Annotated in this window: 19 protein-coding genes, 2 tRNA genes and 3 rRNA genes; 23 read left to right on the top strand and 1 reads right to left on the bottom strand. The window is 47.2% G+C overall.

Annotated features, from left to right (window positions below):
* Positions 1-23: 23 nt before the first annotated feature.
* From fliN to glnB, 8 genes are all read left to right on the top strand, one after another.
* Positions 24-482, top strand: coding sequence for a flagellar motor switch protein FliN (gene fliN / locus CEW91_RS09435; RefSeq protein WP_088768715.1), 459 nt, complete (start codon positions 24-26; stop codon positions 480-482).
* Positions 442-810 carry a flagellar biosynthetic protein FliO gene (gene fliO, locus CEW91_RS09430; RefSeq protein WP_232506950.1) on the top strand — a complete coding sequence of 123 codons (369 nt, stop codon included), beginning with the start codon at positions 442-444 and terminating at the stop codon, positions 808-810. The genes fliN and fliO overlap by 41 nt, the downstream gene beginning before the upstream one ends.
* Complete coding sequence (gene fliP / locus CEW91_RS09425) at positions 807-1553, top strand: flagellar type III secretion system pore protein FliP (RefSeq protein WP_088768713.1); 747 nt, start codon at positions 807-809, stop codon at positions 1551-1553. The genes fliO and fliP overlap by 4 nt, the downstream gene beginning before the upstream one ends.
* An 8-nt stretch (positions 1554-1561) precedes the next feature.
* Positions 1562-1831, top strand: coding sequence for a flagellar biosynthesis protein FliQ (fliQ, locus tag CEW91_RS09420; protein WP_088768712.1), 270 nt, complete (start codon positions 1562-1564; stop codon positions 1829-1831).
* On the top strand, positions 1831-2616 hold the full coding sequence (gene fliR / locus CEW91_RS09415; RefSeq protein ID WP_088768711.1) for a flagellar biosynthetic protein FliR: 786 nt from the start codon (positions 1831-1833) through the stop codon (positions 2614-2616). Before fliQ ends, fliR begins: the two co-directional genes overlap by 1 nt.
* A 23-nt stretch (positions 2617-2639) precedes the next feature.
* On the top strand, positions 2640-3767 hold the full coding sequence (gene flhB / locus CEW91_RS09410; RefSeq protein ID WP_088768710.1) for a flagellar biosynthesis protein FlhB: 1128 nt from the start codon (positions 2640-2642) through the stop codon (positions 3765-3767).
* Between the two features lie 65 nt (positions 3768-3832).
* Positions 3833-5464 (top strand): NAD+ synthase, encoded by a 1632-nt coding sequence (locus CEW91_RS09405; protein ID WP_088769397.1) that lies wholly within the window; start codon positions 3833-3835, stop codon positions 5462-5464.
* A 9-nt stretch (positions 5465-5473) separates the two neighbouring features.
* Positions 5474-5812 (top strand): nitrogen regulatory protein P-II, encoded by a 339-nt coding sequence (gene glnB, locus CEW91_RS09400; protein ID WP_053954019.1) that lies wholly within the window; start codon positions 5474-5476, stop codon positions 5810-5812.
* A gap of 19 nt (positions 5813-5831) precedes the next feature.
* Here the strand turns inward: glnB and CEW91_RS09395 are convergent, their stop codons facing one another.
* Positions 5832-6602, bottom strand: a complete 771-nt coding sequence (locus CEW91_RS09395) for an outer membrane protein assembly factor BamD (RefSeq protein WP_088768709.1) — start codon at positions 6600-6602, stop codon at positions 5832-5834.
* Positions 6603-6713: 111 nt separating this feature from the next.
* Here CEW91_RS09395 and rluD point away from each other — a divergent pair, with 111 nt between their 5' ends.
* The 15 genes from rluD to CEW91_RS09320 all read left to right on the top strand — a co-directional run bounded on the left by rluD (position 6714) and on the right by CEW91_RS09320 (position 26248).
* Positions 6714-7679, top strand: a complete 966-nt coding sequence (rluD, locus tag CEW91_RS09390; RefSeq protein WP_088769396.1) for a 23S rRNA pseudouridine(1911/1915/1917) synthase RluD — start codon at positions 6714-6716, stop codon at positions 7677-7679.
* Positions 7654-8352 carry a peptidoglycan editing factor PgeF gene (pgeF, locus tag CEW91_RS09385; protein WP_232506949.1) on the top strand — a complete coding sequence of 233 codons (699 nt, stop codon included), beginning with the start codon at positions 7654-7656 and terminating at the stop codon, positions 8350-8352. The genes rluD and pgeF overlap by 26 nt, the downstream gene beginning before the upstream one ends.
* Positions 8353-8424: 72 nt before the next feature.
* Entirely contained in the window at positions 8425-10998 is a 2574-nt protein-coding gene (gene clpB / locus CEW91_RS09380) for an ATP-dependent chaperone ClpB (RefSeq protein WP_088768707.1), read from the top strand.
* An 88-nt stretch (positions 10999-11086) separates the two neighbouring features.
* Positions 11087-11917, top strand: a complete 831-nt coding sequence (gene pssA / locus CEW91_RS09375) for a CDP-diacylglycerol--serine O-phosphatidyltransferase (RefSeq protein WP_088768706.1) — start codon at positions 11087-11089, stop codon at positions 11915-11917.
* Between the two features lie 370 nt (positions 11918-12287).
* Positions 12288-13829 (top strand): 16S ribosomal RNA (locus CEW91_RS09370).
* Positions 13830-13894: 65 nt separating this feature from the next.
* Positions 13895-13971: transfer RNA gene (locus tag CEW91_RS09365), tRNA-Ile, on the top strand.
* Positions 13972-14121: 150 nt separating this feature from the next.
* Positions 14122-14197 (top strand) — tRNA-Ala (locus CEW91_RS09360).
* A gap of 218 nt (positions 14198-14415) precedes the next feature.
* Positions 14416-17299: ribosomal RNA gene (locus tag CEW91_RS09355) — 23S ribosomal RNA — on the top strand.
* A gap of 108 nt (positions 17300-17407) precedes the next feature.
* Positions 17408-17523 (top strand): 5S ribosomal RNA (rrf, locus tag CEW91_RS09350).
* The 16S, 23S and 5S rRNA genes sit together here with 2 tRNA genes alongside, the layout of an rRNA operon.
* Before the next feature lie 153 nt (positions 17524-17676).
* Positions 17677-17943: a DUF4212 domain-containing protein gene (locus CEW91_RS09345; RefSeq protein WP_088768705.1), complete on the top strand. Its 267-nt coding sequence runs from the start codon at positions 17677-17679 to the stop codon at positions 17941-17943.
* 6 nt (positions 17944-17949) lie between these two features.
* Positions 17950-19665: a sodium:solute symporter family protein gene (locus tag CEW91_RS09340; RefSeq protein ID WP_088768704.1), complete on the top strand. Its 1716-nt coding sequence runs from the start codon at positions 17950-17952 to the stop codon at positions 19663-19665.
* Positions 19666-19733: 68 nt separating this feature from the next.
* A complete protein-coding gene (locus tag CEW91_RS09335; protein ID WP_088768703.1) occupies positions 19734-21566 on the top strand; it encodes a DUF294 nucleotidyltransferase-like domain-containing protein in 1833 nt (610 codons plus the stop codon).
* Entirely contained in the window at positions 21566-22207 is a 642-nt protein-coding gene (locus CEW91_RS09330) for a 3'-5' exonuclease (RefSeq protein WP_088768702.1), read from the top strand. The genes CEW91_RS09335 and CEW91_RS09330 overlap by 1 nt, the downstream gene beginning before the upstream one ends.
* 210 nt (positions 22208-22417) lie before the next feature.
* Positions 22418-25228: a TonB-dependent receptor domain-containing protein gene (locus CEW91_RS09325; RefSeq protein WP_088768701.1), complete on the top strand. Its 2811-nt coding sequence runs from the start codon at positions 22418-22420 to the stop codon at positions 25226-25228.
* 105 nt (positions 25229-25333) lie between these two features.
* The gene (locus CEW91_RS09320) at positions 25334-26248 is read left to right on the top strand and encodes an SAM-dependent methyltransferase (RefSeq protein ID WP_088768700.1); all 915 of its coding nucleotides are present in this window, start codon (positions 25334-25336) and stop codon (positions 26246-26248) included.
* Positions 26249-26283 lie beyond the last annotated feature (35 nt).

Genomic DNA, 26283 nt, shown 5'->3' with positions numbered 1-26283 from the left:
TGCTTAGAAAGTGAGGTTGCAAAATGAGTAACGACGATAAAGATATGGACGACTGGGAAGCAGCAATGGCTGAACAGGCAGCTGCCGAAGACGAAGAGTCTGGTGAGGCAGAGGGGTCTGGGGCTGAGCAATCAAGTAGTTCCAGTCATTCCGGTATGGATAACGTGCAAACCGCTGAGCTGGAAGAGCTTAATGAAGATGCGCCGGTTGGTGAAGAAGAGAAACGTAAACTGGATGCCATACTTGATATTCCGGTCACTATTTCAATGGAAGTGGGCCGCAGTCAAATCAGCATTCGGAACTTGCTTCAGTTGAACCAGGGCTCGGTTGTTGAGCTAGAGCGTGTCGCTGGCGAACCGCTGGATGTTTTGGTGAATGGCACCTTAATTGCTCACGGCGAAGTGGTTGTTGTTAATGATAAATTCGGGATACGATTAACCGATGTTATTAGTCAAATTGAGCGTATTCGCAAGCTTCGTTAGTTTGCTTGCGTTGCCGGTAACGGCTTTCGGGCAAACCGAGCAAAAAGCAATCGTGTCCGGTAATGATATAGGCGCCATGGTATTGGCGCTTTTTGCCGTTTTAGCGGTCATTGTTGTGTTGGCGTCATTACTGAAACGATTTAACTTAAAGTTTCAGGGCGCTTCAGGAATGAAAGTACTGAGCAGTGTCTCGTTAGGACCTAAGGAGCGCTTGGTCATTGTCGATGTTGGGGGCGAGAAACTGTTGCTAGGTGTAACCCAACAGCGTATTGACTGTTTAAAAGAACTACCGTCCGATATCAAGCTGGAAGGAAAACAAGAACAATGAACCGCTGGTGGTATCTCATATTATTTTCGGCGTTTTTGCTGATACCTGATCAGGCATTTGCCTGGCAAGATCTCTCTGCCGTCACCGTTAAAACCAACCCGGATGGCACGCAGGAATACTCAGTAACGCTACAAATTCTCGCGATAATGACGGCGCTGACGTTTATTCCAGCGATGGTCATTATGATGACGTCTTTTACACGAATTATTATTGTCCTGGCGATACTTCGTCAGGCGATAGGCTTGCAGCAGTCTCCGTCGAATCAGGTGTTATTGGGCATAGCACTCTTTTTGAGTTTTTTCATTATGTCTCCGGTGCTCAATGAAATTAATGACAAAGCGTTGCAGCCCTATATGAATGAAGAAATTCAGTCACTGGAGGCTGTCGATCGTGCTAAGGCGCCTCTTAAGGCATTCATGTTGGCACAAACTCGCTTAACTGACCTGGAAACCTTTATTGATATCTCTGGCGAAGAAGGTATTGAAGCGCCTGAAGATGTACCAATGTCTATTCTGATTCCGTCGTTCATTACCTCTGAATTGAAAACCGCGTTCCAAATTGGTTTTATGCTGTTTATCCCGTTCCTCATTATTGACTTAGTCGTTGCCAGTGTCTTAATGGCGATGGGTATGATGATGTTATCACCTATGATCGTTTCTTTGCCCTTTAAGCTGATGTTGTTTGTGTTGGTCGATGGTTGGAGCTTAACGATGAGTACACTTGCCGGCAGCTTTGGGGTTTAGGAGGGCGTATGTCACCAGAAATGTTTTTGGATATTTTTCAGGAAGCACTGAAAACCATCGTTATTATGGTGGCATTTATTATTTTGCCAGGGCTTTTGGTTGGTTTGGTGGTCGCCGTTTTCCAGGCGGCAACATCGATTAACGAACAAACCTTAAGCTTCTTACCTCGTCTTTTGGTTACGTTAGCGGTTGTTGGGCTTGGCGGTCACTTCCTGACTGAAACGGTGATGGACTTTACCATCGAAATGTTTAACCGGATTCCAGAAGTGGTTGGCTAATGGATCTGGTCACCTCTGTTGTGTTGGAATGGCTGGAGCAGCACCTCTGGCCGCTGACACGGGTGTCCGCCATGATAGGCAGCATGGCGTTATTTTCCGGGACGTTGGTAAACGCGCGGATTAAAATTTTCTTGTCGCTAGCTATTATATTAGCGGTTTCTCCGGCATTACCTGAAGTATCGACCGGTGTTGAAATGACGTCGGTGGGCGGCTTTCTGGTGACGGCTCAGCAGGTGGTGATTGGTGTTGCTCTGGGCTTAGTGTCGTTATTGTTTCTGCAAATATTTGTGCTGGGCGGTCAGGTTATTGCGATGCAGATTGGTCTGGGTTTCGCCTCAATGGTGGATCCAACCAACGGTCAGCAAGTGCCGGTTATTGCGCAATTTTTCTTAATGCTTGCCAGCCTTGTGTTCTTAGCCTTTGACGGTCATTTACTGATGATTCACATGATCATGGCAAGCTTCGAGGCTATTCCCGTCGGCATGACCGGGCTGGATGCTGATGCATTTATGGCAATAGCGGAATACGGTTCTGTTATGTTTTCGGCGGCGTTAGCGGCCATGCTTTCAGGTGTTATCGCGATTTTGCTCATTAACTTAAGTTTTGGTGTGATGACGCGAGCGGCACCACAATTGAATATTTTTGCTATCGGCTTCCCAATTACTATGGTGAGCGGTTTGGTCGTTTTATGGTTAACCATGGGCGGCTTTATTTTCCATTTTGAAAACCAATGGCAACGTGCAATTGACGTGATGTGCACGGTTATTGGCTCTCAGTGTAGCTAGACTCCGGGATAAGGTAGAGAGTAATGGCAGAGACTGATCAGGAACGCACAGAAGACCCCACGGAGCGACGAAAACAGCAGGCCCGCGAGAAGGGCCAGGTTGCGCGCTCCAAAGAAATGGGGACGGCGTTTGTATTAGTGAGCGCCGCCATTGCCTTTATGTGGTTTGGAGACTGGCTCTACGAAGGAGCCCGTAACGTTTTTCAAACCATGTTTACCATTGATCGCCAGCAAGCCTTTGATACCACCAAAATTTATGAAGCCTTTGGTATCGCTTTTGGCTTCATCATGTGGCCGGTTCTGATTATTTTTGCGTTCGTTTTGGTCGCGACCTTTTTCGGTAACAGTTGGTTAGGGGGCATTTCGTTCTCAACCAAGGCGATGGCGCCTAAATTCAGCCGAATGAACCCGCTTAACGGCTTTAAACGCATGTTCGGTATTCAGGCGTTGGTTGAGCTGGTTAAAGCCATTGCCAAGTTCTCAGTCGTCGCTGTTTCGGCATTTTTCTTACTGAAGTGGCAATTTGTCGACATTCTGCAAATGTCGATGGGCCAAATGCCGAATATGATGGCTCACGCTTTGGATATCTTGCTGTGGATGTTCTTATTACTGTGTTGCTCAATCTTTTTGATTGTGGTGATTGATGCGCCGTTTCAGTTGTGGAAACACAATAAAGACTTGCGCATGACCAAGCAGGAAGTGAAAGATGAGCATAAAGACACAGAGGGGAGTCCGGAAGTCAAAGGTCGTATTCGTCGCTTGCAGATGGAAATGGCGAATCGCCGCATGATGCAGGAAGTGCCTAAAGCCGATGTGGTCGTTACCAACCCGACGCATTATGCGGTGGCGCTAAAGTATGAAGACGGAGGCTCGCAAGCGCCTGTACTGTTAGCGAAAGGGACTGACGAGACAGCGGCAAAAATTCGGGAAATTGCGTTGGAATACGATATTCCATTAGTCCAGTCACCAGCGCTGGCGCGTTCGGTTTACCACACCACGGAGTTGGAGAAAGAAATTCCGCAGGGGCTGTTTGTTGCCGTGGCTCAAATTCTTGCCTATGTGTACCAGTTGCGTTTGTTTAAGCAGGGTCAGGCAAAACGTCCTAAGAAGCCTGACAGCGAGTCACCAATTCCTGAAGATTTGCGCTACTAACAGCGCTGCTATATCATTCGCCACCATTCGTGCCGATGTCGGCAGTGGTTAAATTGGAAGCAGTTATGGCTGAACTTAATTTGTGCCTGGCGCAACTGGACTTTACCGTTGGCGCAATTCACAACAACACCGCATTAATTTTGAAGACGATTCGGGAACAAGGTCAACAACACGACATTATTGTGTTCCCGGAGTTGGCGATTACCGGCTACCCGCCGGAAGACTTACTGTTCAGAAACGATTTAAGTCAGGCTGTTGACAATGCTGTTGAGCAAATCAGTGCCGCTGCATCTGACTGCGTGGTGATTGTGGGTCATCCGCAACATGTGGGTGGAGGGCTTTTTAATGCCATGTCGGTACTGCACCGTGGTGAGTGTTTGTTACGTTACTTTAAGCAACGTTTGCCTAACCATGGCGTATTTGATGAGCAGCGCCACTTTATTCCGGGTCATGAAAGTCAGGTGTTCGAATGGCATGGCGTTCGTATAGGTCTGCAGATATGCGAAGACTTGTGGCACCCCGAACCACTGCAACGCTTGGCCGATGACGACATTGATTTTGTTTTATCAATAAACGCGTCACCCTACGAATTGAACAAGCACGAACAGCGCCTTGGTGTGCTGAGACAACGTGTCGCTGAGTCATCAAAGCCTATTGTTTATTTGAATAATTGTGGTGGGCAGGACGAACTGGTATTCGATGGTCATTCGTTAGTGATGGATGGCGACGGTCAACTAGTGGCTGAATTGCCACATTGTCAGACAACCCTGACCACTTTGAGTTATAAAAGTGGAAAGCTTCACAGCGAGACCTACCCGCCTCGTGAGTCACAAAATGACTTAGCGAATGTTTATGACGTGTTGGTCTTGGCCGTAAGAGATTATGTCACGAAAAATGGTTTCCCGGGCGTGGTGCTGGGTTTGTCAGGCGGCATTGATTCAGCGCTAACATTGGCTATAGCTGTTGACGCTTTAGGGGCTGATAAGGTGCAAGCGGTAATGATGCCTTTTCGCTATACCTCTGACATGAGTCTTGAAGATGCTGAAAAGCAAGCGAATACTCTAGGCGTTCAATATAACTCTGTGCCTATTGAACCGATGTTTGATCAATTCATGCAGCAATTAACGCCGCTTTTTAACGGCGCTGAAACCGATACAACGGAAGAAAACTTGCAGTCGCGTTGTCGAGGCGTATTACTTATGGCGTTGTCGAATAAAACGGGTTCACTGGTACTGACAACAGGCAATAAGAGCGAAATGGCTGTTGGTTATGCAACACTGTATGGCGATATGTGCGGTGGTTTTGCACCGATAAAAGATGTGCCTAAGTTGCTGGTGTATCAATTAGCCGAGTATCGAAACACTTTAGGTGAGTGCATTCCTCAGCGAGTGATCGATCGGCCACCTTCAGCGGAATTAGCACCGGATCAGGTCGACTCTGACTCATTGCCCGACTATGGCGATTTAGACCGAATTCTGGCATTGTATGTAGAAAGGGACTGGTCAGTAACCGACATTGTTGCTGCCGGGTTTAACGAAGATGACGTCCGCCGGGTGGTTCGCTTGGTCGACTTGAACGAATATAAGCGTCGCCAATCGGCGGTTGGTCCAAAGGTGACGCCGAGAAACTTCGGTAAAGATCGTCGTTATCCTATTACCAGTCATTATCGCTATGAATTGCAACGACAAGGGCAATAGGGAAGCGTTATGAAAAAAGTAGAAGCCATTATAAAACCTTTCAAACTCGATGACGTGCGCGAAGCGCTATCAGAAGTAGGCATTGCCGGCATGACTGTATCAGAGGTTAAAGGCTTCGGACGCCAGAAAGGTCATACAGAACTGTACCGCGGCGCAGAGTATATGGTGGATTTTCTGCCTAAGGTTAAATTAGAAGTGGTGGTTGGCGATGATGACGTTGAGCGTTGTATTGAGGCCATTATGGAAACGGCTCAAACAGGTAAAATAGGTGATGGGAAAATTTTCATTACCGATATCGAACGAGTTATCCGAATTCGTACTGGTGAGGAAAACGAAGACGCGGTTTAAATAACCGCGCCTTGCTTTATTAATTGCTGACTAACTGATTCTCCGGGAAGTTAGCTCGTAGAACCTTCAATGCGTCTTCACGCAACTCTGGCAACTCTAATTGATCGTAACTTTCGACCATGACAGCCAACGCATTTTCTACTTCCGGCGTGTCAGAGAAGTGCTCTAAGATGTAACGCCCTCGGTTGGCCGCCGCTAAATAGGCTTGGCGGTCCATATAATACTGAGCAACGGCTAATTCTTTTTTCGCCAGACGACTTTTTATCGCTAATAAACGTTTTTTTGCATCGGCTGCGTACTCGCTATCCGGATATTTACGGACCAGTTCAGCAAAGTCTTTGAACGCTTCTTCTGCCATTGATGAGTCACGGTCAGAACGATCAACGCCGAACACAGCATGAATACCATTGTACTCAGCACGTTGATTGACTAAGCCGCGCATATACATGGCGTAATCAATGTCTTTATGATTTGGGTTAAGACTAATAAACCGGTCAATTGCCGCTAGCGCTTCTTCTGTGTTATCCAACTTGTAGTGCAGGTAAATAAGGTCGAGTTGCACTTGGTGCGCATAAGGACCAAACGGGAAACGGCGGTTCAGGTTCGACAACTGCTCTTGAGCTAAGTTGAAATTACCTGCAGCCATGCTCTCACGAGCCTGCTCATAAAGTGACTCAATTTGGGTTTTCGCAACTTGCTGTTCTTCTTCTGGTTGGCTCGAACAACCAACAGCCATAAAGCAAAGTGCTGTTGATAATAAAATGTGTCGGCCGAATTGTTTACTTAACATATTTAGCAGTATTCCCTATATTTTTTTGGCGCTGCACGGGCAAACCGTTACACTAGCATATTCTTGCATTCTAACGCAGCCTTTGAGGCTTTGACAGTCGAAACCGAATATATGAATAAACGTATTGAATTAGAAGCTATTGTTCCTGAGTCATTAGCAGGAAAACGATTAGACCAGGCGCTTGCTGAGTTGTTCCCGGACTATTCACGCTCGCGCTTAAAGAGCTGGATAACTGAGGAAAAGGTTTCGGTCGATGCCGAAGTCGTTAAAAAGCCGCGTGAAAAAGTCGAAACCGGCATGCTTGTGGCTGTAGACGCAGAAATTGAAAGCGAAGAACGTCACGTACCGCAGCCTGTTGAGTTGGATATTGTGTATCAGGATGACGACATTCTGGTGATCAACAAGCCGGCTGGGTTAGTCGTGCACCCCGGAGCCGGCGCACCGGACAGAACGTTACTGAATGGCTTGCTGCATTACGATCCGCAATTGGACTTAGTGCCGCGTGCTGGCATTATCCACCGTCTGGACAAAGATACGACGGGATTAATGGTGGTTGCGCGCACAGTACCTGCGCAAACGCAATTAGTGTCAATGATGCAGGCGCGTGAAATTACTCGTGAGTATGAAGCGGTATGTAATGGCGTCATGACAGCGGGGGGGATGGTTGATGAGCCCATTGGTCGACACCCGACAAAGCGGACGCACATGGCGGTTGTGCAGTCTGGAAAACCGGCAGTGACTCATTATCGTGTGTTAGACCGCTACCGGGCTCATACTTTGTTGCGTTTACGTCTGGAATCAGGTCGAACGCATCAAATTCGTGTGCATATGGCGCATATCCGACATCCTTTAGTCGGCGATTTAACTTACGGTGGCCGACCTCGTCCACCGAAACAAGCTGACGATCAGTTTTTACAGACACTGAGAAACTTTAATCGCCAGGCATTGCATGCTGCCTCTTTAGGCTTACACCATCCAATTACCGGTGAATGGTTAGAATTCCACGTCGATCGCCCGACCGACTTTGAGTATCTGATTGACGAGCTTAAGCGTGACGCAAAACGTTTTTCATCCTAACTGGACGTTACCTGACAACGTCGGTGTTGCAATTACAACACGGGCGTTTGGTAATTTGGCGGTTCATGTGGGTGATGACCCCGCCGCTGTGCTGTTGAGACGGCGGAGGTTAGAACGTGAATTGCCTCTGCCCCATTCCGTAGTGTGGTTGCAGCAACGACATACCAGTAACGTACTGTCATGGCCTTTTAAAACAACGATTGCTGATGCTGCTTATAGTTCTCAACCTGGCAGTGTGTGCGCCGTTTTAACGGCGGATTGCCTGCCTATTTTCATTTGTTCATCGGACGGAAAGGAAATAGCGGCGGTCCATGCTGGATGGAGAGGTTTGGCTGATGGTGTATTGCAAAACGCGCTAAAAAAGTTTTCAACGGAATCGTCTGGCTTAAGCGTTTGGATAGGTCCAGCGATAGGTCCTGATGCATTTGAAGTTGGCCAGGATGTTTTCGATGCGTTTGTTTCAAACCAGTTTAAGACTTCTCATTTCTTTGAGCCGAATGGAGATAAGTGGTTAGCGAACTTACCGGGCATTGCTGAACTGATTTGCCGTCAGTTTGGTATTAATGAAATCACTCAGAGTGATGAGTGTACTGTCAGCCACTCAGACTTGTGGTACTCCTGGCGTAACGAAAAGGCAGCCGCTCGATTTGCGTCAATTATTTGGCGAAAATAATCGCTAAAAACTTGAAAACGCCCAAAAAGTACCCACATTTAAATCAACGAAAGATTTAAGTGAGGTAGTACCATGAGACACGATAAATTCACCAGCAAATTCCAAATGGCGATTGCCGATGCGCAGTCGCTGGCATTGGGTCGTGACCATCAATTTATTGAACCTGTGCATTTAATGCAGGCGCTACTCGATCAAAATGGTGGTTCAGTTCGCCCGCTGTTCACGATGCTAAGTGTCGATATCCCGCAGTTCAGAGCAAGTCTGTCAAAAGCGCTTGATGCATTGCCGCAAGTAGAAGGTACGGGCGGCGACGTTCAGCTCTCGCAGGCAACTGCGCAACTTCTTAACTTGTGTGATAAATACGCCCAAAAGCGCAATGATTCTTATATTTCCTCTGAGCTGTTTTTACTCGCAGCAACAGAAGACAAAGGCAAATTAGGTGAAATATTCAAAGCACAGGGCATAAAGCGAGATGCGCTGGAAAAAGCCATTAATGATATTCGCGATGGTCAAAAAGTCGATGATCCGAACGCTGAAGAGCAACGTCAAGCCCTCGATAAATATACGATTGATTTAACGGAACGTGCTGAGCAGGGCAAACTTGATCCCGTCATTGGCCGGGACGAAGAAATCCGCCGGACTATCCAGGTGTTACAGCGCCGTACTAAAAACAATCCGGTTCTTATTGGCGAACCGGGGGTGGGCAAAACTGCGATTGTTGAAGGCTTAGCGCAACGAATTGTTAACGGAGAAGTGCCCGAAGGGTTGAAACACAAACGTGTATTATCACTGGATTTAGGTTCTCTTTTAGCGGGGGCGAAGTTCCGCGGTGAATTTGAAGAACGACTCAAAGCGGTTCTTAATGAGCTGTCGAAAGAGGAAGGCCGAATCATCCTCTTTATTGATGAGCTGCATACTATGGTCGGTGCTGGTAAAGCTGAGGGGGCTATGGACGCAGGCAACATGCTGAAACCAGCGCTTGCTCGTGGCGAACTTCATTGCGTCGGTGCAACAACATTAGACGAATACCGCCAATATATTGAGAAAGACGCCGCTTTAGAACGCCGTTTCCAGAAAGTCTTGGTCGATGAGCCAACCGTAGAAGACACCATTGCGATTTTGCGGGGGTTGAAAGAGCGTTATGAGCTGCATCATTCGGTAGAAATCACTGACCCTGCAATCGTTGCAGCAGCGTCTTTGTCGCACCGTTACATCAGTGATCGCAAGCTACCCGATAAAGCCATTGATTTAATTGACGAAGCCGCATCGAGTATTCGTATGCAGATCGATTCCAAACCGGAAGATTTGGATCGACTAGAGCGACGGATTATTCAGCTGAAGCTGGAGCGTCAGGCGCTTCAGAAAGAAAAAGACGATGCCAGTAAAAAGCGTTTGGAAACGTTACACGAAGAGTTAGACGACCAAGAGCGTAAATACAAAGAGTTAGAGGAAGTCTGGAATACTGAAAAAGCGGCCGTGCAGGGCACCCAGCATATTAAAGCGCAACTTGAGCAAGCGCGCACCGACATGGATATTGCCCGCCGCGCGGGGGACTTGAATCGTATGTCTGAACTTCAGTATGGCCGAATTCCGGAACTAGAACGTCAGCTCGACTTGGCCTTGCAAGCTGAAATGCAGGACATGAGTTTGCTTAAAAACCGTGTAACTGACGAAGAAATTGCTGATGTGCTCTCCCGCTGGACGGGCATACCGGTTGCAAGAATGCTGGAGGGTGAGCGTGAAAAACTCATTCACATGGAAGAAAACTTGCACAATAGAGTGGTTGGACAGAATGAGGCGGTTGAAGCGGTAGCAAACGCTATTCGTCGGTCTCGCGCTGGTTTGGGCGATCCAAACAGGCCTATTGGCTCATTTTTATTCCTGGGTCCAACAGGCGTCGGTAAAACCGAGCTTTCGAAAGCATTGGCGAACTTTATGTTCGATACGGACGACGCGATGGTTCGCATCGACATGTCTGAGTTTATGGAAAAGCACTCTGTCGCTCGTTTGGTTGGTGCACCTCCGGGTTATGTAGGTTATGAAGAAGGCGGTTATTTGACTGAAGCGGTTCGCCGCAAGCCATATTCGGTTATTTTGCTTGACGAAGTAGAGAAAGCGCACCCTGATGTATTTAATATACTACTTCAGGTGTTGGACGATGGTCGCTTAACTGACGGACAGGGTCGCACTGTCGACTTTAAAAACACCGTTATTATTATGACATCTAACTTGGGGTCTGATCTCATACAAGAGCATGCAAAAGAGCATACGTACGAACAAATGAAAGCGGAAGTCATGGAAGTCCTGGGTCGTCACTTCAGACCTGAGTTTATTAACCGAGTCGATGACACCGTGGTATTCCACCCATTAGGTGAACATGAAATTCGTTCAATTGCTCAATTCCAGTTGCAACTGTTGTTTAAACGTCTGGAAGAGAAAGACTTTGAAATAGAGGTGGATGATGACGCTTTAGCGCACCTGGCTCGTACAGGCTTCGATCCTGTTTTTGGGGCACGCCCTCTGAAACGAGCGATTCAACACGAACTTGAGAATCCTTTGGCGCAGAAAATCTTGTCGGGAGAGATTCAGCCTGCTAAACCAATAAAAGTCAGTGTTGAAAATGAAGCTTTAGTAATTAGTCAGTAAAGTCGCTAACAAGGCTTTGGGATTTCCTACCCGAAGCCTTGTTGTGATAACCTGATCACTTTCTATTAATAACTAAGAGTGTTTCTGCATGAGTAACGATAGTTCAAATACTAACGGCAAAAGCCGGGGTATTTACTTACTGCCAAACCTATTCACAACGGCAGGTCTGTTTTCTGGGTTCTATGCCATTGTTGCCTCTATGAATGAGCGCTTCGTTGAAGCGGCTGTTGCGATTTTTATCGCCATGATTTTTGATGGGCTTGATGGGCGTGTCGCGAGAATGACCAATACCGAAAGTGACTTTGGCGCTGAATTTGACAGCATGGCGGATATCGTTTCTTTTGGTATGGCTCCAGCTTTGGTTATGTATAATTACGCGCTTGCAGACTTAGGAAAGCTGGGGTGGTTGGCCGCATTCATCTTTGTTGCTGGTGGCGCTTTACGCTTGGCGCGCTTTAATACGAATTTAGGAAGCTCGGATAAACGTTACTTTCAGGGACTCGCAATTCCAAGCGCTGCGGCAATTGTATCCGGTTTGGTTTGGGTTGGCTCAGAGTATGGTATTGAAGGCGCTGATATCGGTGGAATTGCCGCAGTTATTACTATTTGTGCAGGCTTATTAATGGTGACCAACTTCCGTTACCATTCGTTCAAAGATGTAGACTGGAAAGGTAAGGTATCTTTCTTAGTGATACTGGTCATCGTGTTGGCTTTTGTTGTGGTTGCAACACAGCCTTCGTTAGTGCTCTTCTCTATCTTCTTCCTTTACGCTTTGTCAGGGCCGATATTCACGATTAAAAACGTAAAAAAACTGAAGTTAGAGCACGTTGTCGGTGATGACGACGATGATGATGCCGACTTTAATCAGGACGGTGATACAGATAAGAAAGCAGCGAAAGAAGAGAAAAAGGACGATTAAACCATCAAATTGATTACGATCTGACCGAACGATCATTTATTCCAAAAAAGATCTTGAAAGGTCCAAAAAGATCTCTATAATTCGCCGCCGTTGTCACGAGATACTCGCTGAGTTAAGTCGAACAACGGCGGTTGAGTCAGCCGGGCAAAAAGTCCAGAAAAAGAGGTTGACGAAATCATCGGGAAGTGTAGAATACGCCTCCCTGCTTCGGAAGAAGCAACGCTCTTTAACAATACTATCAAGCCAAGCAAACTGTGTGGGCACTTGCAGAAGTTACGCAAAACAGAAATATGTATTGCAACTTTTGAATGAGTGTTCAGCTACATTAAGTAGCAAAACGCGTAATTCATTGAGTTGATTGAACTGCTTTTAATTGAAGAGTTTGATCATGGCTCAGATTGAACGCTGGCGGCAGGCCTAACACATGCAAGTCGAGCGGTAACAGAGAGAAGCTTGCTTCTCTGCTGACGAGCGGCGGACGGGTGAGTAATACTTGGGAATTTGCCTTTAGGCGGGGGACAACCACTGGAAACGGTGGCTAATACCGCATAATGTCTACGGACCAAAGTGGGGGACCTTCGGGCCTCACACCTAAAGATGAGCCCAAGCGGGATTAGCTAGTTGGTGAGGTAAAGGCTCACCAAGGCGACGATCCCTAGCTGTTCTGAGAGGATGATCAGCCACACTGGGACTGAGACACGGCCCAGACTCCTACGGGAGGCAGCAGTGGGGAATATTGCACAATGGGCGCAAGCCTGATGCAGCCATGCCGCGTGTGTGAAGAAGGCCTTCGGGTTGTAAAGCACTTTCAGTGGTGAGGAAAGGGTAATCGTTAATAGCGATTACAGTTGACGTTAGCCACAGAAGAAGCACCGGCTAACTCCGTGCCAGCAGCCGCGGTAATACGGAGGGTGCAAGCGTTAATCGGAATTACTGGGCGTAAAGCGTACGTAGGCGGTGTGTTAAGCTAGATGTGAAAGCCCCGGGCTCAACCTGGGAATTGCATTTAGAACTGGCACGCTAGAGTCCTGAAGAGGGTGGTAGAATTTCCAGTGTAGCGGTGAAATGCGTAGATATTGGAAGGAATACCGGTGGCGAAGGCGGCCACCTGGTCAGAGACTGACGCTGAGGTACGAAAGCGTGGGGAGCAAACAGGATTAGATACCCTGGTAGTCCACGCCGTAAACGATGTCAACTAGTTGTTCGTGTCATTAAGACGTGAGTAACGCAGCTAACGCACTAAGTTGACCGCCTGGGGAGTACGGCCGCAAGGTTAAAACTCAAATGAATTGACGGGGGCCCGCACAAGCGGTGGAGCATGTGGTTTAATTCGATGCAACGCGAAGAACCTTACCATCCCTTGACATCCAGTGAATTTTCCAGAGATGGATTAGTGCCTTCGGGAACACTGAGACAGGTGCTGCATGGCTGTCGTCAGCTCGTGTTGTGAGATGTTGGGTTAAGTCCCGCAACGAGCGCAACCCTTATCCTTAGTTGCCAGCGGTTCGGCCGGGAACTCTGGGGAGACTGCCGGTGATAAACCGGAGGAAGGTGGGGACGACGTCAAGTCATCATGGCCCTTACGGGATGGGCTACACACGTGCTACAATGGCGCGTACAAAGGGCAGCGAACCTGCGAGGGTAAGCGAATCTCATAAAGCGCGTCGTAGTCCGGATTGGAGTCTGCAACTCGACTCCATGAAGTCGGAATCGCTAGTAATCGTGGATCAGAATGCCACGGTGAATACGTTCCCGGGCCTTGTACACACCGCCCGTCACACCATGGGAGTGGGCTGCACCAGAAGTGGTTAGTTTAACCTTCGGGAGAACGATCACCACGGTGTGGTTCATGACTGGGGTGAAGTCGTAACAAGGTAGCCGTAGGGGAACCTGCGGCTGGATCACCTCCTTACATTATTGCGAACGGACGTGAGTGCTCACACAGTTTGCAGGCTTGATATTAAAAGAGAAGAAACTGGGTCTGTAGCTCAGCTGGTTAGAGCGCACCCCTGATAAGGGTGAGGTCGGCAGTTCAAGTCTGCCCAGACCCACCATTTTGTCATTCTGGACGGCGTTATTCGGGTACTCGCATAGCAGGCTATGCTTCGCACCCTCTTGCCTTGCCAGAATGCCAAAAGTATTTCAAGTATCAGGTTTTTCCTTGCTTGAAATTCCCTTATCGGGGGTGGTCGAAAGCCCACAACGGGGCCATAGCTCAGCTGGGAGAGCGCCTGCCTTGCACGCAGGAGGTCAGCGGTTCGATCCCGCTTGGCTCCACCACTTCTTCTCTTGTAACCGTTAGCGTTAAGTGTTCTTGGTTAAGAATGTTTACCGGTAACTTTGTGTTACACGCTCTTTAACAACATGGAAAGCTGATTGTAAATAAAGTAAGAAATGCCACTCTACTTGAACAAACCGTAAGGTAGAGGCGTATCGAACTTGTGTACAGCGAGAACAAACAATCTTGGTCATGTATTCCAGACACCTTCGGGTTGTATGGTTAAGTGACTAAGCGTACACGGTGGATGCCTAGGCAGTTGGAGGCGATGAAGGACGTACTAACTTGCGATAAGCCATGACGAGGCAGTAAGAGCCACTTGAGTCATGGATTTCCGAATGGGGCAACCCACTGAGCTTGCTCAGTATCCGGCACTGAATAAAATAGGTGCCAGGAGGCGAACCCGGAGAACTGAAACATCTAAGTACCCGGAGGAAAAGAAATCAACCGAGATTTCCCTAGTAGCGGCGAGCGAACGGGAAGCAGCCCTTAAGCTTTACATGTGCTAACAGAATCTGTTGGGAAGCAGAGCCATAGACGGTGATAGCCCGGTATGTGAAGGTGCATGAAAAGTGAAAACGAGTAGGTCGGGACACGTGTTATCTTGACTGAATATGGGGGGACCATCCTCCAAGGCTAAATACTCCCAACTGACCGATAGTGAACCAGTACCGTGAGGGAAAGGCGAAAAGAACCCCGGCGAGGGGAGTGAAACAGAACCTGAAACCGTGTACGTACAAGCAGTAGGAGCGGACTTGTTCCGTGACTGCGTACCTTTTGTATAATGGGTCAGCGACTTATATTTTGTAGCAAGGTTAACCGTATAGGGTAGCCGTAGGGAAACCGAGTCTTAACTGGGCGTTGAGTTGCAGGGTATAGACCCGAAACCGGGCGATCTAACCATGAGCAGGTTGAAGATTGAGTAACATCAATTGGAGGACCGAACCCACTAATGTTGAAAAATTAGGGGATGACTTGTGGCTAGGAGTGAAAGGCTAATCAAGCCCGGAGATAGCTGGTTCTCCCCGAAATCTATTTAGGTAGAGCCTCGGACGAATACCATTGGGGGTAGAGCACTGTTTGGGCTAGGGGGTCATCCCGACTTACCAACCCCATGCAAACTCCGAATACCAATGAGTACTATCCGGGAGACACACGGCGGGTGCTAACGTCCGTCGTGGAGAGGGAAACAACCCAGACCGCCAGCTAAGGTCCCAAAGTTATGGCTCAGTGGGAAACGATGTGGGAAGGCACAGACAGCTAGGAGGTTGGCTTAGAAGCAGCCACCCTTTAAAGAAAGCGTAATAGCTCACTAGTCGAGTCGGCCTGCGCGGAAGATGTAACGGGGCTAAGCCATACACCGAAGCTGCGGCAGTAGTTTACTACTGGGTAGGGGAGCGTTCTGTAAGCGGATGAAGGTGAATCGAGAGGTTTGCTGGACGTATCAGAAGTGCGAATGCTGACATGAGTAACGATAATGCGGGTGAAAAACCCGCACGCCGGAAGACCAAGGTTTCCTATCCCATGCTAATCAGGGTAGGGTAAGTCGGCCCCTAAGGCGAGGCGGAAACGCGTAGTCGATGGGAAACAGGTTAATATTCCTGTACCGATGTTCATTGCGATGGGGGGACGGAGAAGGCTAGGCAAGCGCGGCGTTGGTTGTCCGCGTGAAAGTGCGTAGGCTGGTGACTTAGGCAAATCCGGGTCGCTAAGGCTGAGACACGAGACGAGCACCTACGGGTGTGAAGTTGCTGGTGCCCTGCTTCCGGGAAAAGCCTCTAAGCTTCAGATGAACATCGACCGTACCCGAAACCGACACAGGTGGTCAGGTAGAGAATACTAAGGCGCTTGAGAGAACTCGGGTGAAGGAACTAGGCAAAATAGTACCGTAACTTCGGGAGAAGGTACGCCGCTGGTGGTGATTGACTTCGCGTCATAAGCTGCTGGCGGTCGCAGTGACCAGGTGGCTGGGACTGTTTATTAAAAACACAGCACTCTGCTAACTCGAAAGAGGACGTATAGGGTGTGACACCTGCCCGGTGCCGGAAGGTTAATTGATGGGGTTAGCTTAGGCGAAGCTCTTGATCGAAGCCCCGGTAAACGGCGGCCGTAACTATAACGGTCCTAAGGTAGCGAAATTCCTTGTCGGGTAAGTTCCGACCTGCACGAATGGTGTAACCATGGCCACGCTGTCTCCACCCGAGACTCAGTGAAATTGAAATCGCAGTGAAGATGCTGTGTACCCGCGGCTAGACGGAAAGACCCCGTGAACCTTTACTACAGCTTGGCACTGAACATTGAACCTACATGTGTAGGATAGGTGGGAGGCTTAGAAGCACTGGCGCTAGTTGGTGTGGAGCCATCCTTGAAATACCACCCTTGTATGTTTGATGTTCTAACATAGGCCCCTTATCGGGGTTGTGGACAGTGCCTGGTGGGTAGTTTGACTGGGGCGGTCTCCTCCCAAAGAGTAACGGAGGAGCACGAAGGTTGGCTAAGTACGGTCGGACATCGTACGGTTAGTGCAATGGCAGAAGCCAGCTTAACTGCGAGACAGACACGTCGAGCAGATACGAAAGTAGGTCATAGTGATCCGGTGGTTCTGAATGGAAGGGCCATCGCTCAACGGATAAAAGGTACTCCGGGGATAACAGGCTGATACCGCCCAAGAGTTCATATCGACGGCGGTGTTTGGCACCTCGATGTCGGCTCATCACATCCTGGGGCTGAAGTCGGTCCCAAGGGTATGGCTGTTCGCCATTTAAAGTGGTACGCGAGCTGGGTTTAGAACGTCGTGAGACAGTTCGGTCCCTATCTGCCGTGGGCGTTTGAGAGTTGAGAGGAGCTGCTCCTAGTACGAGAGGACCGGAGTGGACGAACCTCTGGTGTTCGGGTTGTCACGCCAGTGGCACTGCCCGGTAGCTATGTTCGGAATCGATAACCGCTGAAAGCATCTAAGCGGGAAGCGAGCCTCGAGATAAGCTCTCACTAGCACTTAGAGTGCTCTGAAGGGTCGTTGAAGACTACGACGTTGATAGGCGGGGTGTGGAAGCGTAGTAATGCGTTGAGCTAACCCGTACTAATTGCCCGTGAGACTTAACCATACAACACCGAAGTTGTTTGAGACGTTACGCACAAGCGAGCGACTCTGCTAAGCGGCAAGAGAGTGGCAAATTAGTTAGAATCAGTTTTTTATGTTGTGACAGTTTATGTCTGGCGGCCATAGCGGTGTGGCACCACCTGAATCCATCCCGAACTCAGAAGTGAAACACACCAGCGCCGATGGTAGTGTGGGGTCTCCCCATGTGAGAGTAGGTCACCGCCAGACTTCAAATAAATAACCCCAGCCAAACCGGCTGGGGTTTTTTTATATTTAAATTTCAAGCTACGACCAAAGTCCAATTCCCTCATTTAACAAACCCTCCTACATTTGTTAGCGACCCAATAACAATATTAATTTGAACAACTGGAGGGGACGTTTATGGCATTTGAAAGTGAAGATCATGCCAAAGCGTACTGGAAAGAAAACCTAGGCTTAATGTTAAAGCTATTAGTGGTCTGGTTTATCGTTTCTTATGGCTTTGGAATCATTTTGGTGGATGTACTCAACGAGATAACCTTTTTCGGCTTTAAGCTTGGATTTTGGTTTGCTCAGCAGGGCTCCATTCTTACCTTCATCGTGCTTATCTTTATTTATATGAAAGGCATGGCAAAACTCGATAACAAATACGCCGTTCATGAGGACTAATGCGCTATGGATATTCAAACGCTAACATTTATTATAGTCGGCCTGACCTTCGCGTTATATATCGGTATCGCAATTTGGTCTCGTGCCGGATCGACAAACGATTTCTATGTTGCAAGTGGCGGTGTACACCCCGTTGCTAATGGTATGGCAACAGCGGCTGATTGGATGTCGGCAGCGTCGTTCATTTCAATGGCGGGTATCGTAGCTTTCGCTGGTTATGACGGCTCAGTTTATCTAATGGGTTGGACCGGTGGTTATGTATTGCTGGCGATGTGTCTTGCACCGTACCTACGTAAGTTCGGTAAGTTTACTGTACCGGATTTTATCGGTGACCGTTATTATTCACAAACGGCACGCACTATCGCAGTGCTGTGCGCCATTCTTATCTGCTTTACGTACATTGCAGGTCAGATGCGTGGCGTTGGTGTGGTATTTTCACGCTTCTTAGAAGTCGACATTGCAACCGGTGTTATTATTGGCGCAGTCATCGTATTTTTCTATACGGTTCTGGGCGGAATGAAAGGTATTACCTATACTCAGGTAGCGCAATACGTAGTATTGATGTTCGCTTACGTCGTACCTGCGGTATTCATTTCACTATTAATGACCGATCATTTCTTACCACAGACTGGCTTTGGGGCAACAATTGCACAGGGAGTCCCTGGTGAGGGGAGTTACTTGTTAGAAAGGCTTGATGGGCTTTCACAGGAACTCGGCTTTGCTGCATATACCGAAGGTGTACGTAGTAAAATAGATGTATTCTTTATTACGGCAGCGCTAATGGTTGGTACAGCTGGTTTACCACACGTTATTGTGCGCTTTTTCACTGTACCAAAAGTACGTGATGCACGCCGCTCAGCATTTTGGGCGCTGACGTTTATTTCTGTCGTGTATTTGACCGCACCGGCTATAGCTTCTTTCGCTAAAGTGAACCTGATTAATACGGTTAACGGGCCTGAATTACAAGGTGTTGAATATGAAAATGCACCAAGTTGGGTTAAAAACTGGGAGAAAACAGGCCTAATTACCTGGGAAGATAAGAACGAAGATGGAAAAATGTTCTATTCGGGTGATGAACGCAACGAGATGACAATCGACCGTGACATCATGGTCTTGGCTAACCCTGAAATAGCTGACTTACCAGCTTGGGTTGTTGCGCTTGTTGCTGCTGGTGGTGTAGCCGCCGCGCTATCGACCTCCGCAGGCTTATTATTGGTAATATCGACATCGGTTTCGCATGACTTATTGAAGCGAAATTTGATGCCAAATATCACTGATAAGAAAGAGCTCTTCTATGCGCGGGTTGCGGCTGCAACGGCCATTATTATCTCTGTTTACTTTGGTATTTACCCGCCCGGCTTCGTGGCGCAGGTGGTCGCCTTTGCGTTCGGCTTAGCTGCAGCAAGCTTCTTCCCTGCGATAATTCTGGGTATCTTCCATAAGCGCATGAACCGTCAAGGTGCTGTTGCAGGTATGGTTGTGGGTATTCTATTCACCTTCTGCTACATTGTATTCTTTAAGTTTGTATCGCCAGAACTGAACACGCCTGAATACTGGCTGTTTGGTATCTCGCCAGAAGGCATAGGTACTCTGGGTATGATTATCAACTTTATCGTTGCAACAATCGTACACAAAGCAACAGGTGACGCTCCTGAAGACATTCAGGAATTGGTTGAGTCAATACGGTATCCGAAAGGATCCGGTGAAGCTCAGTCGCATTAATTGCTTTTGAGTAAACAAGCCCAGCCTTCGAGCTGGGCTTTTTTTAATGCAAACAGAGGTTTCATATTATGGAAGCATCTGATTTTTTAAAACAATGTCCGCCCTTCGATGAGCTTCAGAAGGAACATCTGAGTTGGGTGATTTCGCAGTTGCAGTCGGTGTATTTAAACGAAGAGAATTGCAATGATGTCATGAACTCAATGAGGCCAGCGCTATTTATTGTACGTTCAGGCATTTTCGATTTACGCTCTTCAGATGGTGAGCTGATTGAGAGGCTAGAAAGTGGAGACTTGTTTGGTTATCCGTCATTACTTACGGGGAGGGAAATCACCAACAAACTAAAGACGTTAAAAGATGGCATTGTGTACGTGCTGCCTGAACATGCGTTCGATCGTCTTCGAAAAGTGTCAAAGCAGTTTGAACAATACTTTATTAAAGCCCATGGGCAGCGGTTACTAACCGAACGAAAAGCAAATACGACCTCTGAATCCGATTGGAGCCAGCAAACTGTTCGTTCCATCGTCGCTAAAGATCCGATCAGTTTGCATAGTGAAACATCAGTCCAAGACGCTGCTAGACTTATGTCAAATAACGGAATCTCATCAGTTTTAGTTGTTGATGACAACCAGTTAGTCGGGATTTTAACGGATAGGGATTTAAGGAATCGTGTTATTGCAGAGGGATTGCCTTTAGACATAAGAGTTTCAGCGGTGATGACTCAATTGCCCGAATCAGTAAACGAAAATCGCTCGTTAATGGATGCTCTGACGGTAATGACCTCGAGCAATATTCATCATCTTCCTGTTATAAATGACAATAATCAACCAGTTGGAATGATAACAGCCACGGATCTAATACGTCAGCAGCGCAGTGATCCTGTTTTCCTTATTAGTGCAATTCGAAAATCAGAGAGCAAAAAGCAGTTAATAGAAGAAGCTGCGAAGTTACCTGATTACCTGCAAACCTTTGCAAGCCGAGTAAAACAAACCTCGGTATTAGGTCGGTTAATGGCTTCAGTAACAGATGGTATGACGCGTCAACTGATCAAATTGTATGAGCAAGAGCACGGTGCTGCGCCTGCCGCATACAGCTGGCTAGCATTCGGATCTCAGGGAAGGGAAGATCAAACGTTAAGTTCCGATCAGGATAACGGGCTACTGCTGAGCAATGGTCTCTCAAAATCACAAAAGGAGTGGTTTGCCGGTTTGGGGGAATATGTGTGTGAAGGCTTGGGTGATTGTGGTGTTCCCTTATGCCCTGGCAATATTATGGCCTCGAACCCTGAGTGCCGAGGTACTATCGATGAATGGAAGGAAAAGTTTAATGGCTGGATAACGAGCCCGACTCCCAAAGCACTCATGTATTGCCAGATATTCTTCGATAGTCGACCAGTAATGGGTGAAGGTCGTTTTTATCAAACTTATAGAGAAGAAATAGCTAAGTTAGCGAATAACGATATGTTCTTGGGGAACCTGGCTATTTTAGTCAATAAGATACAAGTGCCCTTAGGCCTTTTTAATCGGCTACGGACCTCAGATGCGGACGGTGAAGACACCATTGATATAAAGCGCTATGGAATTGCGTTAATTAACGATATTGCGAGAATTTATTCATTAAAAGAGGGACTGATAGTTCCAGGTACCGTAGCCCGCTTAAAGGCGTTGAAAGAAAGTCGGCTGCTAAACTCAAAAGACAATCAGTCATTGTTGGAAGCGTGGGAGTTTTTGACCCAGCTCAGACTCAATCACCAATTAAAAGTATGGGGAACAAATAAGCCTAAAAATGCGATTGATCCTGATGAGCTGAGCACGCTTTCCAGAAGACAGCTGAAAAGTGCGTTTCGCATTATAAAAGAAGCACAGCAAGGCGTTGGGCTGAAGTTCAGTAGGCAGGGCTACTAATGGGGAGTTGGTTACAACAACTTGCGAACTGGTATGACCGTCGGCAGCAATTGAAACAGCCTTGGCAGCAGCTTCGGTATGTTGCTTTGGACATTGAAAGTACGGGCTTAAGCCCGACGAAGCATGACATACTGTCGATTGCCTGGGTTAGTATACACCCCCCCGCAATACAACTCGGTAATGCACAGTACCACGTTTTTGCTCATGGGCAGGAAATAGACTTAGGGCAGAGCCCAACCATTCATGGGTTAACGAAAGACGATTTCGTGCATAGCTCAGACCCAAAACAAACCTTTGCAATGCTGAGTCGCGCGCTCAATGATGCAGTAATGGTTTGCCACCACAAGGGAATGGACTGGGGGTTTTTGAAGCAAGTCGAAAAAGCGTATGACATTCCTATGAAGCCGCTTGCTGTATTTGACACCTTAGCGTTTGAGAAGAAGCGGCTTGAGAAGGCGAAAGGGGCTGTGCGAAAAGACTCTCTTACGTTATCAGCATGCCGTAAGCGATACGGGTTACCTGATTATAGTTCACATCATGCACTCACCGATGCAATTGCCTGTGGTGAGTTGTTTTTGGCGCAAGCATACTCTGTTAATGAAAATGAATTAACTGCAAAACATCTGTTACTGAAAAAGTAACTAATGTTAAATTTATTAATATATCAGGTGGCATAATAATCGTTCTGTTTGTTTAATAATCGAACAGGCTGACCTCTTAAAGAAAACCCATGTAAAACCCTTGAAAAGATTGCCCCTGAGAGTTAAAAGGTTAATCCCCTGTTATGGGGACAGGTTGCTTTTCGCCAATCAAGCAACGTTAAAACAATAAATGTTCCAGGGAGTAATCTCATGAATAATAAACTGTTCCGTCGCAGCATGACTGCGCTTGCGGTTGCGTCTACGTTATCCTTTCCTGCGGTAGCGCAAGACAACGCATCTGAAAATAATATCGAAAAAATCGAAGTAACAGGTTCACGCCTAAGCCGCACCAATATGGAAACGCCAGTGCCGGTAACGGTTATCGGACGTGATGACATTGTTCAAACAGGTGCTATCAACGTTGCACAGGTTTTGAATATGTCTCCAGTAGCTATAGCTGGCTCAGATCAGTCTAACTCAGCATTTAGCACAACGACTGTTGGCTTAAATACAACAGAATTACGTAATATGGGTGCGGCGCGTACCCTTGTTTTGGTTAACGGTCAGCGTTTTGTTTCAGGTGTTGATCCTTCAACAGGTTACGCAGTTGACTTGAATGCAATTCCAACAGCAATGATCGAGCGTATTGAAATCTTGAAAAGCGCATCATCTGCTGTTTACGGTTCTGATGCTGTTGCCGGTGTTGTTAATATTATTACCCGTAAAGATTTCGAAGGTGTTGAAGTTAACGCTCAAGCGGGTATTTCAGGCGAGCACGATCGTCAAACCCAGAACATCAATTTCACTACAGGTAAGAACTGGGACGGTGGTAACGCTTGGTTCTCATTCGGTATTGACAACGACGAAGGTTTGAAATCTACGGATCGTGAATTCTCAGCGGTAGACCGCGCAATCCTTTTGGATGAAAACGGTAACGAGTATGTCGGCGAAGTACTGTCTTCGTATCCTCCTCAAGGCCGGATTACAACAGAAAATAATAGTTACAACGGTGACGGAACTGAGTATTCAGGTGGCTTTAACCGCGCAAGCGCTCGTCAGTTAGTAACTCCACTAGAGCGCCGCTATGTGGCTGCTGAAATTCGCCAGAGCCTGGCAAGTGACTTGAGTGTATTTGGTTCAGTTCACTGGAACTCTGCAGAGACTCAAGGCTCTACAATTGAACCGACGCCATTCAACATAGGTGAAGATCTTTGGATGAACCATCGTGTTGAACAGCCTATTGATGGAATGAGCGTATACTCTCCGCTAGTACCTGAGCTATTGCGTCAGAATTTATTGGCTGAAGGTATTGATAACCTAAATGAAACCACCTTTGTGCGCCGTATGAGCGAGTTCGGAACGCGTTCTACAGACGTTACCCGTGACACTCTGCGTATTGCTTCTGGTTTCACTTACGACATTAACTACAACTGGACTTGGGATACCTACATGACGTGGGGCCGCACAAACCAAGAGCAGTTAAACGGTGGCCAAATCAATACTGACCGTGCACGTTTGGCTCTGGATGTTGTGGAAGATGCAAATGGCAACTTAGTTTGTGCAGACCCTATTGCTCGTATGCAAGGTTGTGCACCTCTGAACTTGTTTGGAGAGAACAGTGTTTCTAAAGCTGCGGTTGATTACATTTCAACTCCAGCAAAAGCAACAGGCACCGCAGAACAGTTTGTAGTGCAGAGTGTTGTTTCAGGTGACTTACCAATTGAATTAGCTGGCGGCTTCGTAGGTTTAGCGGGGGGTCTTGAGTACCGTGAAGAAAAAGGCACTTATAGCCCAGGCGACTTAGCTCAAACAGGCGCTTCTAGTACAAACCGTTCAGAACCAACGAATGGCCGTTTTGACACTAAAGACATTTTCTTTGAAACTCGTCTTCCAGTATTAATGGATCTGTCTGTAGATTTGGCTGCGCGCTACTCTGATCACTCAGCAGCCGGTTCTGCGACAACCTGGAACCTTGGTACTGAATATGAGCCAATCGATGGTGTTAAATTGCGTGCATCAGCGGCAACTGCTATCCGTACGCCAAACATTTCGGATTTATATTCTGGAGCGGGTGAAACATTCGCGGGTGTTACAGATCCGTGTGTTGACGTAACTGCAACGACAACCGGCAATATCGCCGAAAACTGTCGCTCAATTGCTTCAGTAAATAGCCGTATACAAGCAGATGGCTCGTTTACTTTGACTCAAGCAGAAGCTCAGGGTACCGGCGGTATGATAGGTGGTAACCCGAATGTCCAGGAAGAAACGGCTGATACTTACAGTGTTGGTGCTATTTGGCAAATCACTGACGACCTCTCTGCAACTGTTGACTACTATGACATTAAAGTAGAAGACGCAATTGCCATTACTGGTCGCTCAACTGTCCTACAGCGTTGCTACTCAGTGAGCCCGGATAACTTTGATCCAAGCTGTAACGATCAAGTTTTCCGCAGCTCTGACGGTGTTCTTGTCGATGTAGATAGCAGCTCATCAAACGAGAATATCATCAGCACCTCGGGTGTTGACCTTGAGTTGAATTACCGCACTCAAATAGCTGACGGTCAGTTCGCTGCAGATTTAATCTGGAACTATATTGACGAGTACTCAATAGAGTCAATTTACGATGGAAGCGTTGAAACTTATGAAGGTTCAATCACAACGCCAAACCACCGCGCAAACTTGAACTTGAGCTATGCACTTAATGACTTAACATTCTCTTGGAGAATGCGTTATTGGGACAGTGCTAAAGACTCGACAAATGGTTACAACTACAACTTTACGAACTTTGCACCACTAGAAGAGTTCAACAACGTAGGTTCAGTGACTTACCACGACATCTCGGCTGGTTATGTCATGAACGACAACTACGAGTTTACTTTTGGCGTGCGTAATGCGTTCGATAAGAAACCACCTATGTTACCACAAGGTACAGTAAGCGGTGGAACCGGTATCAATACTGCTTCTGAAGCTTACGATGTAACCGGTCGTTATTACTTTGCAGGCGTAACCATGCGCTTCTAAAAAGCACTTTTTTAAAAGTGATTTGTATATTAGCCCGGCTCTTTGAGTCGGGCTTTTTTGTGGTAGCATGAAAATACTGTCGTAGTAGTACTGGAGTGAGCAATAATGAAAACAACAAAAAATCCATGGACTGAGTATTGGCAACGTGGTGCGAAAGCAAGCTTCCTAGATGAAAAGTCGCGCCTACAAGCTTACCAAATGCGTAAGTTTTGGTTTGAACGTTTCGACGAAGTCGATATAAAACAACCGATAGTTGATATTGGTACTGGTAATGGCGCGGTTGTGCAATGGCTCACTGAATACTCAGAAGAGAAAGGCAAAAATTTAGATATTCAGGGCATTGATTCAGCTGATATAAACCCGCCAAATAAAGAGCTTAAGCTTTCTGGTAACACGCCCTATGAAACTTTCAAACTGCCCTCCAATAAAAAGGTTGGTATGTTCGTGTCGCATTATGGACTTGAATACGGCGACATGGAAGAAGGCTTAAAGAACTTGCGTGCCCAGTTGAAGCGAGGTGGCTCCCTAATAGCCTTAATGCACTCTGAGTCATCGGTTATCTATAAAAAAAGTCAGGCTATATATGATTTAACGCCATCGGTGATTAAGCATTTGAAGAAGTCTGTAGCGCCACTGCAAGATGCGTTACTTAAACAAGGTCCGAATAATTTGCCACGCTCAGCATTGCAGGCACAACAGGCACTGAATCAATTTGCACGGAAGCATGAGCATAACCCGGCTTTTCATGCGATGAACTTTGTGCAGGCAACAAAACATATCTTACAAGCCGCAGCAAAAGGTAGCGAGGTTGACTCACGTCAGGTTTATGCAGGATACTTGAATTCTATAAATGCGCATAAGGCACGAACTCAAACATTATTGAAGGCGGTTGAGCAGCTTAGCTCTCCGGAAAATATAGAAAAGCAGTTTGAAAATGCAGGCTTTAAAAATGTCCTTGCCCAAGAGGTAGAGTTTCCTGAGAGTGGCATTTTTGGTTATTGTATTCAGGCGTCAAAATAAATATACGACTCTTACTTGCAAAGCCGCAGTAGGCG

Origin of the sequence: Idiomarina piscisalsi, from assembly GCF_002211765.1 — a bacterium.
GTDB lineage: Bacteria > Pseudomonadota > Gammaproteobacteria > Enterobacterales > Alteromonadaceae > Idiomarina > Idiomarina piscisalsi_A.
This window is presented reverse-complemented; position numbering and strand designations above follow the sequence as displayed.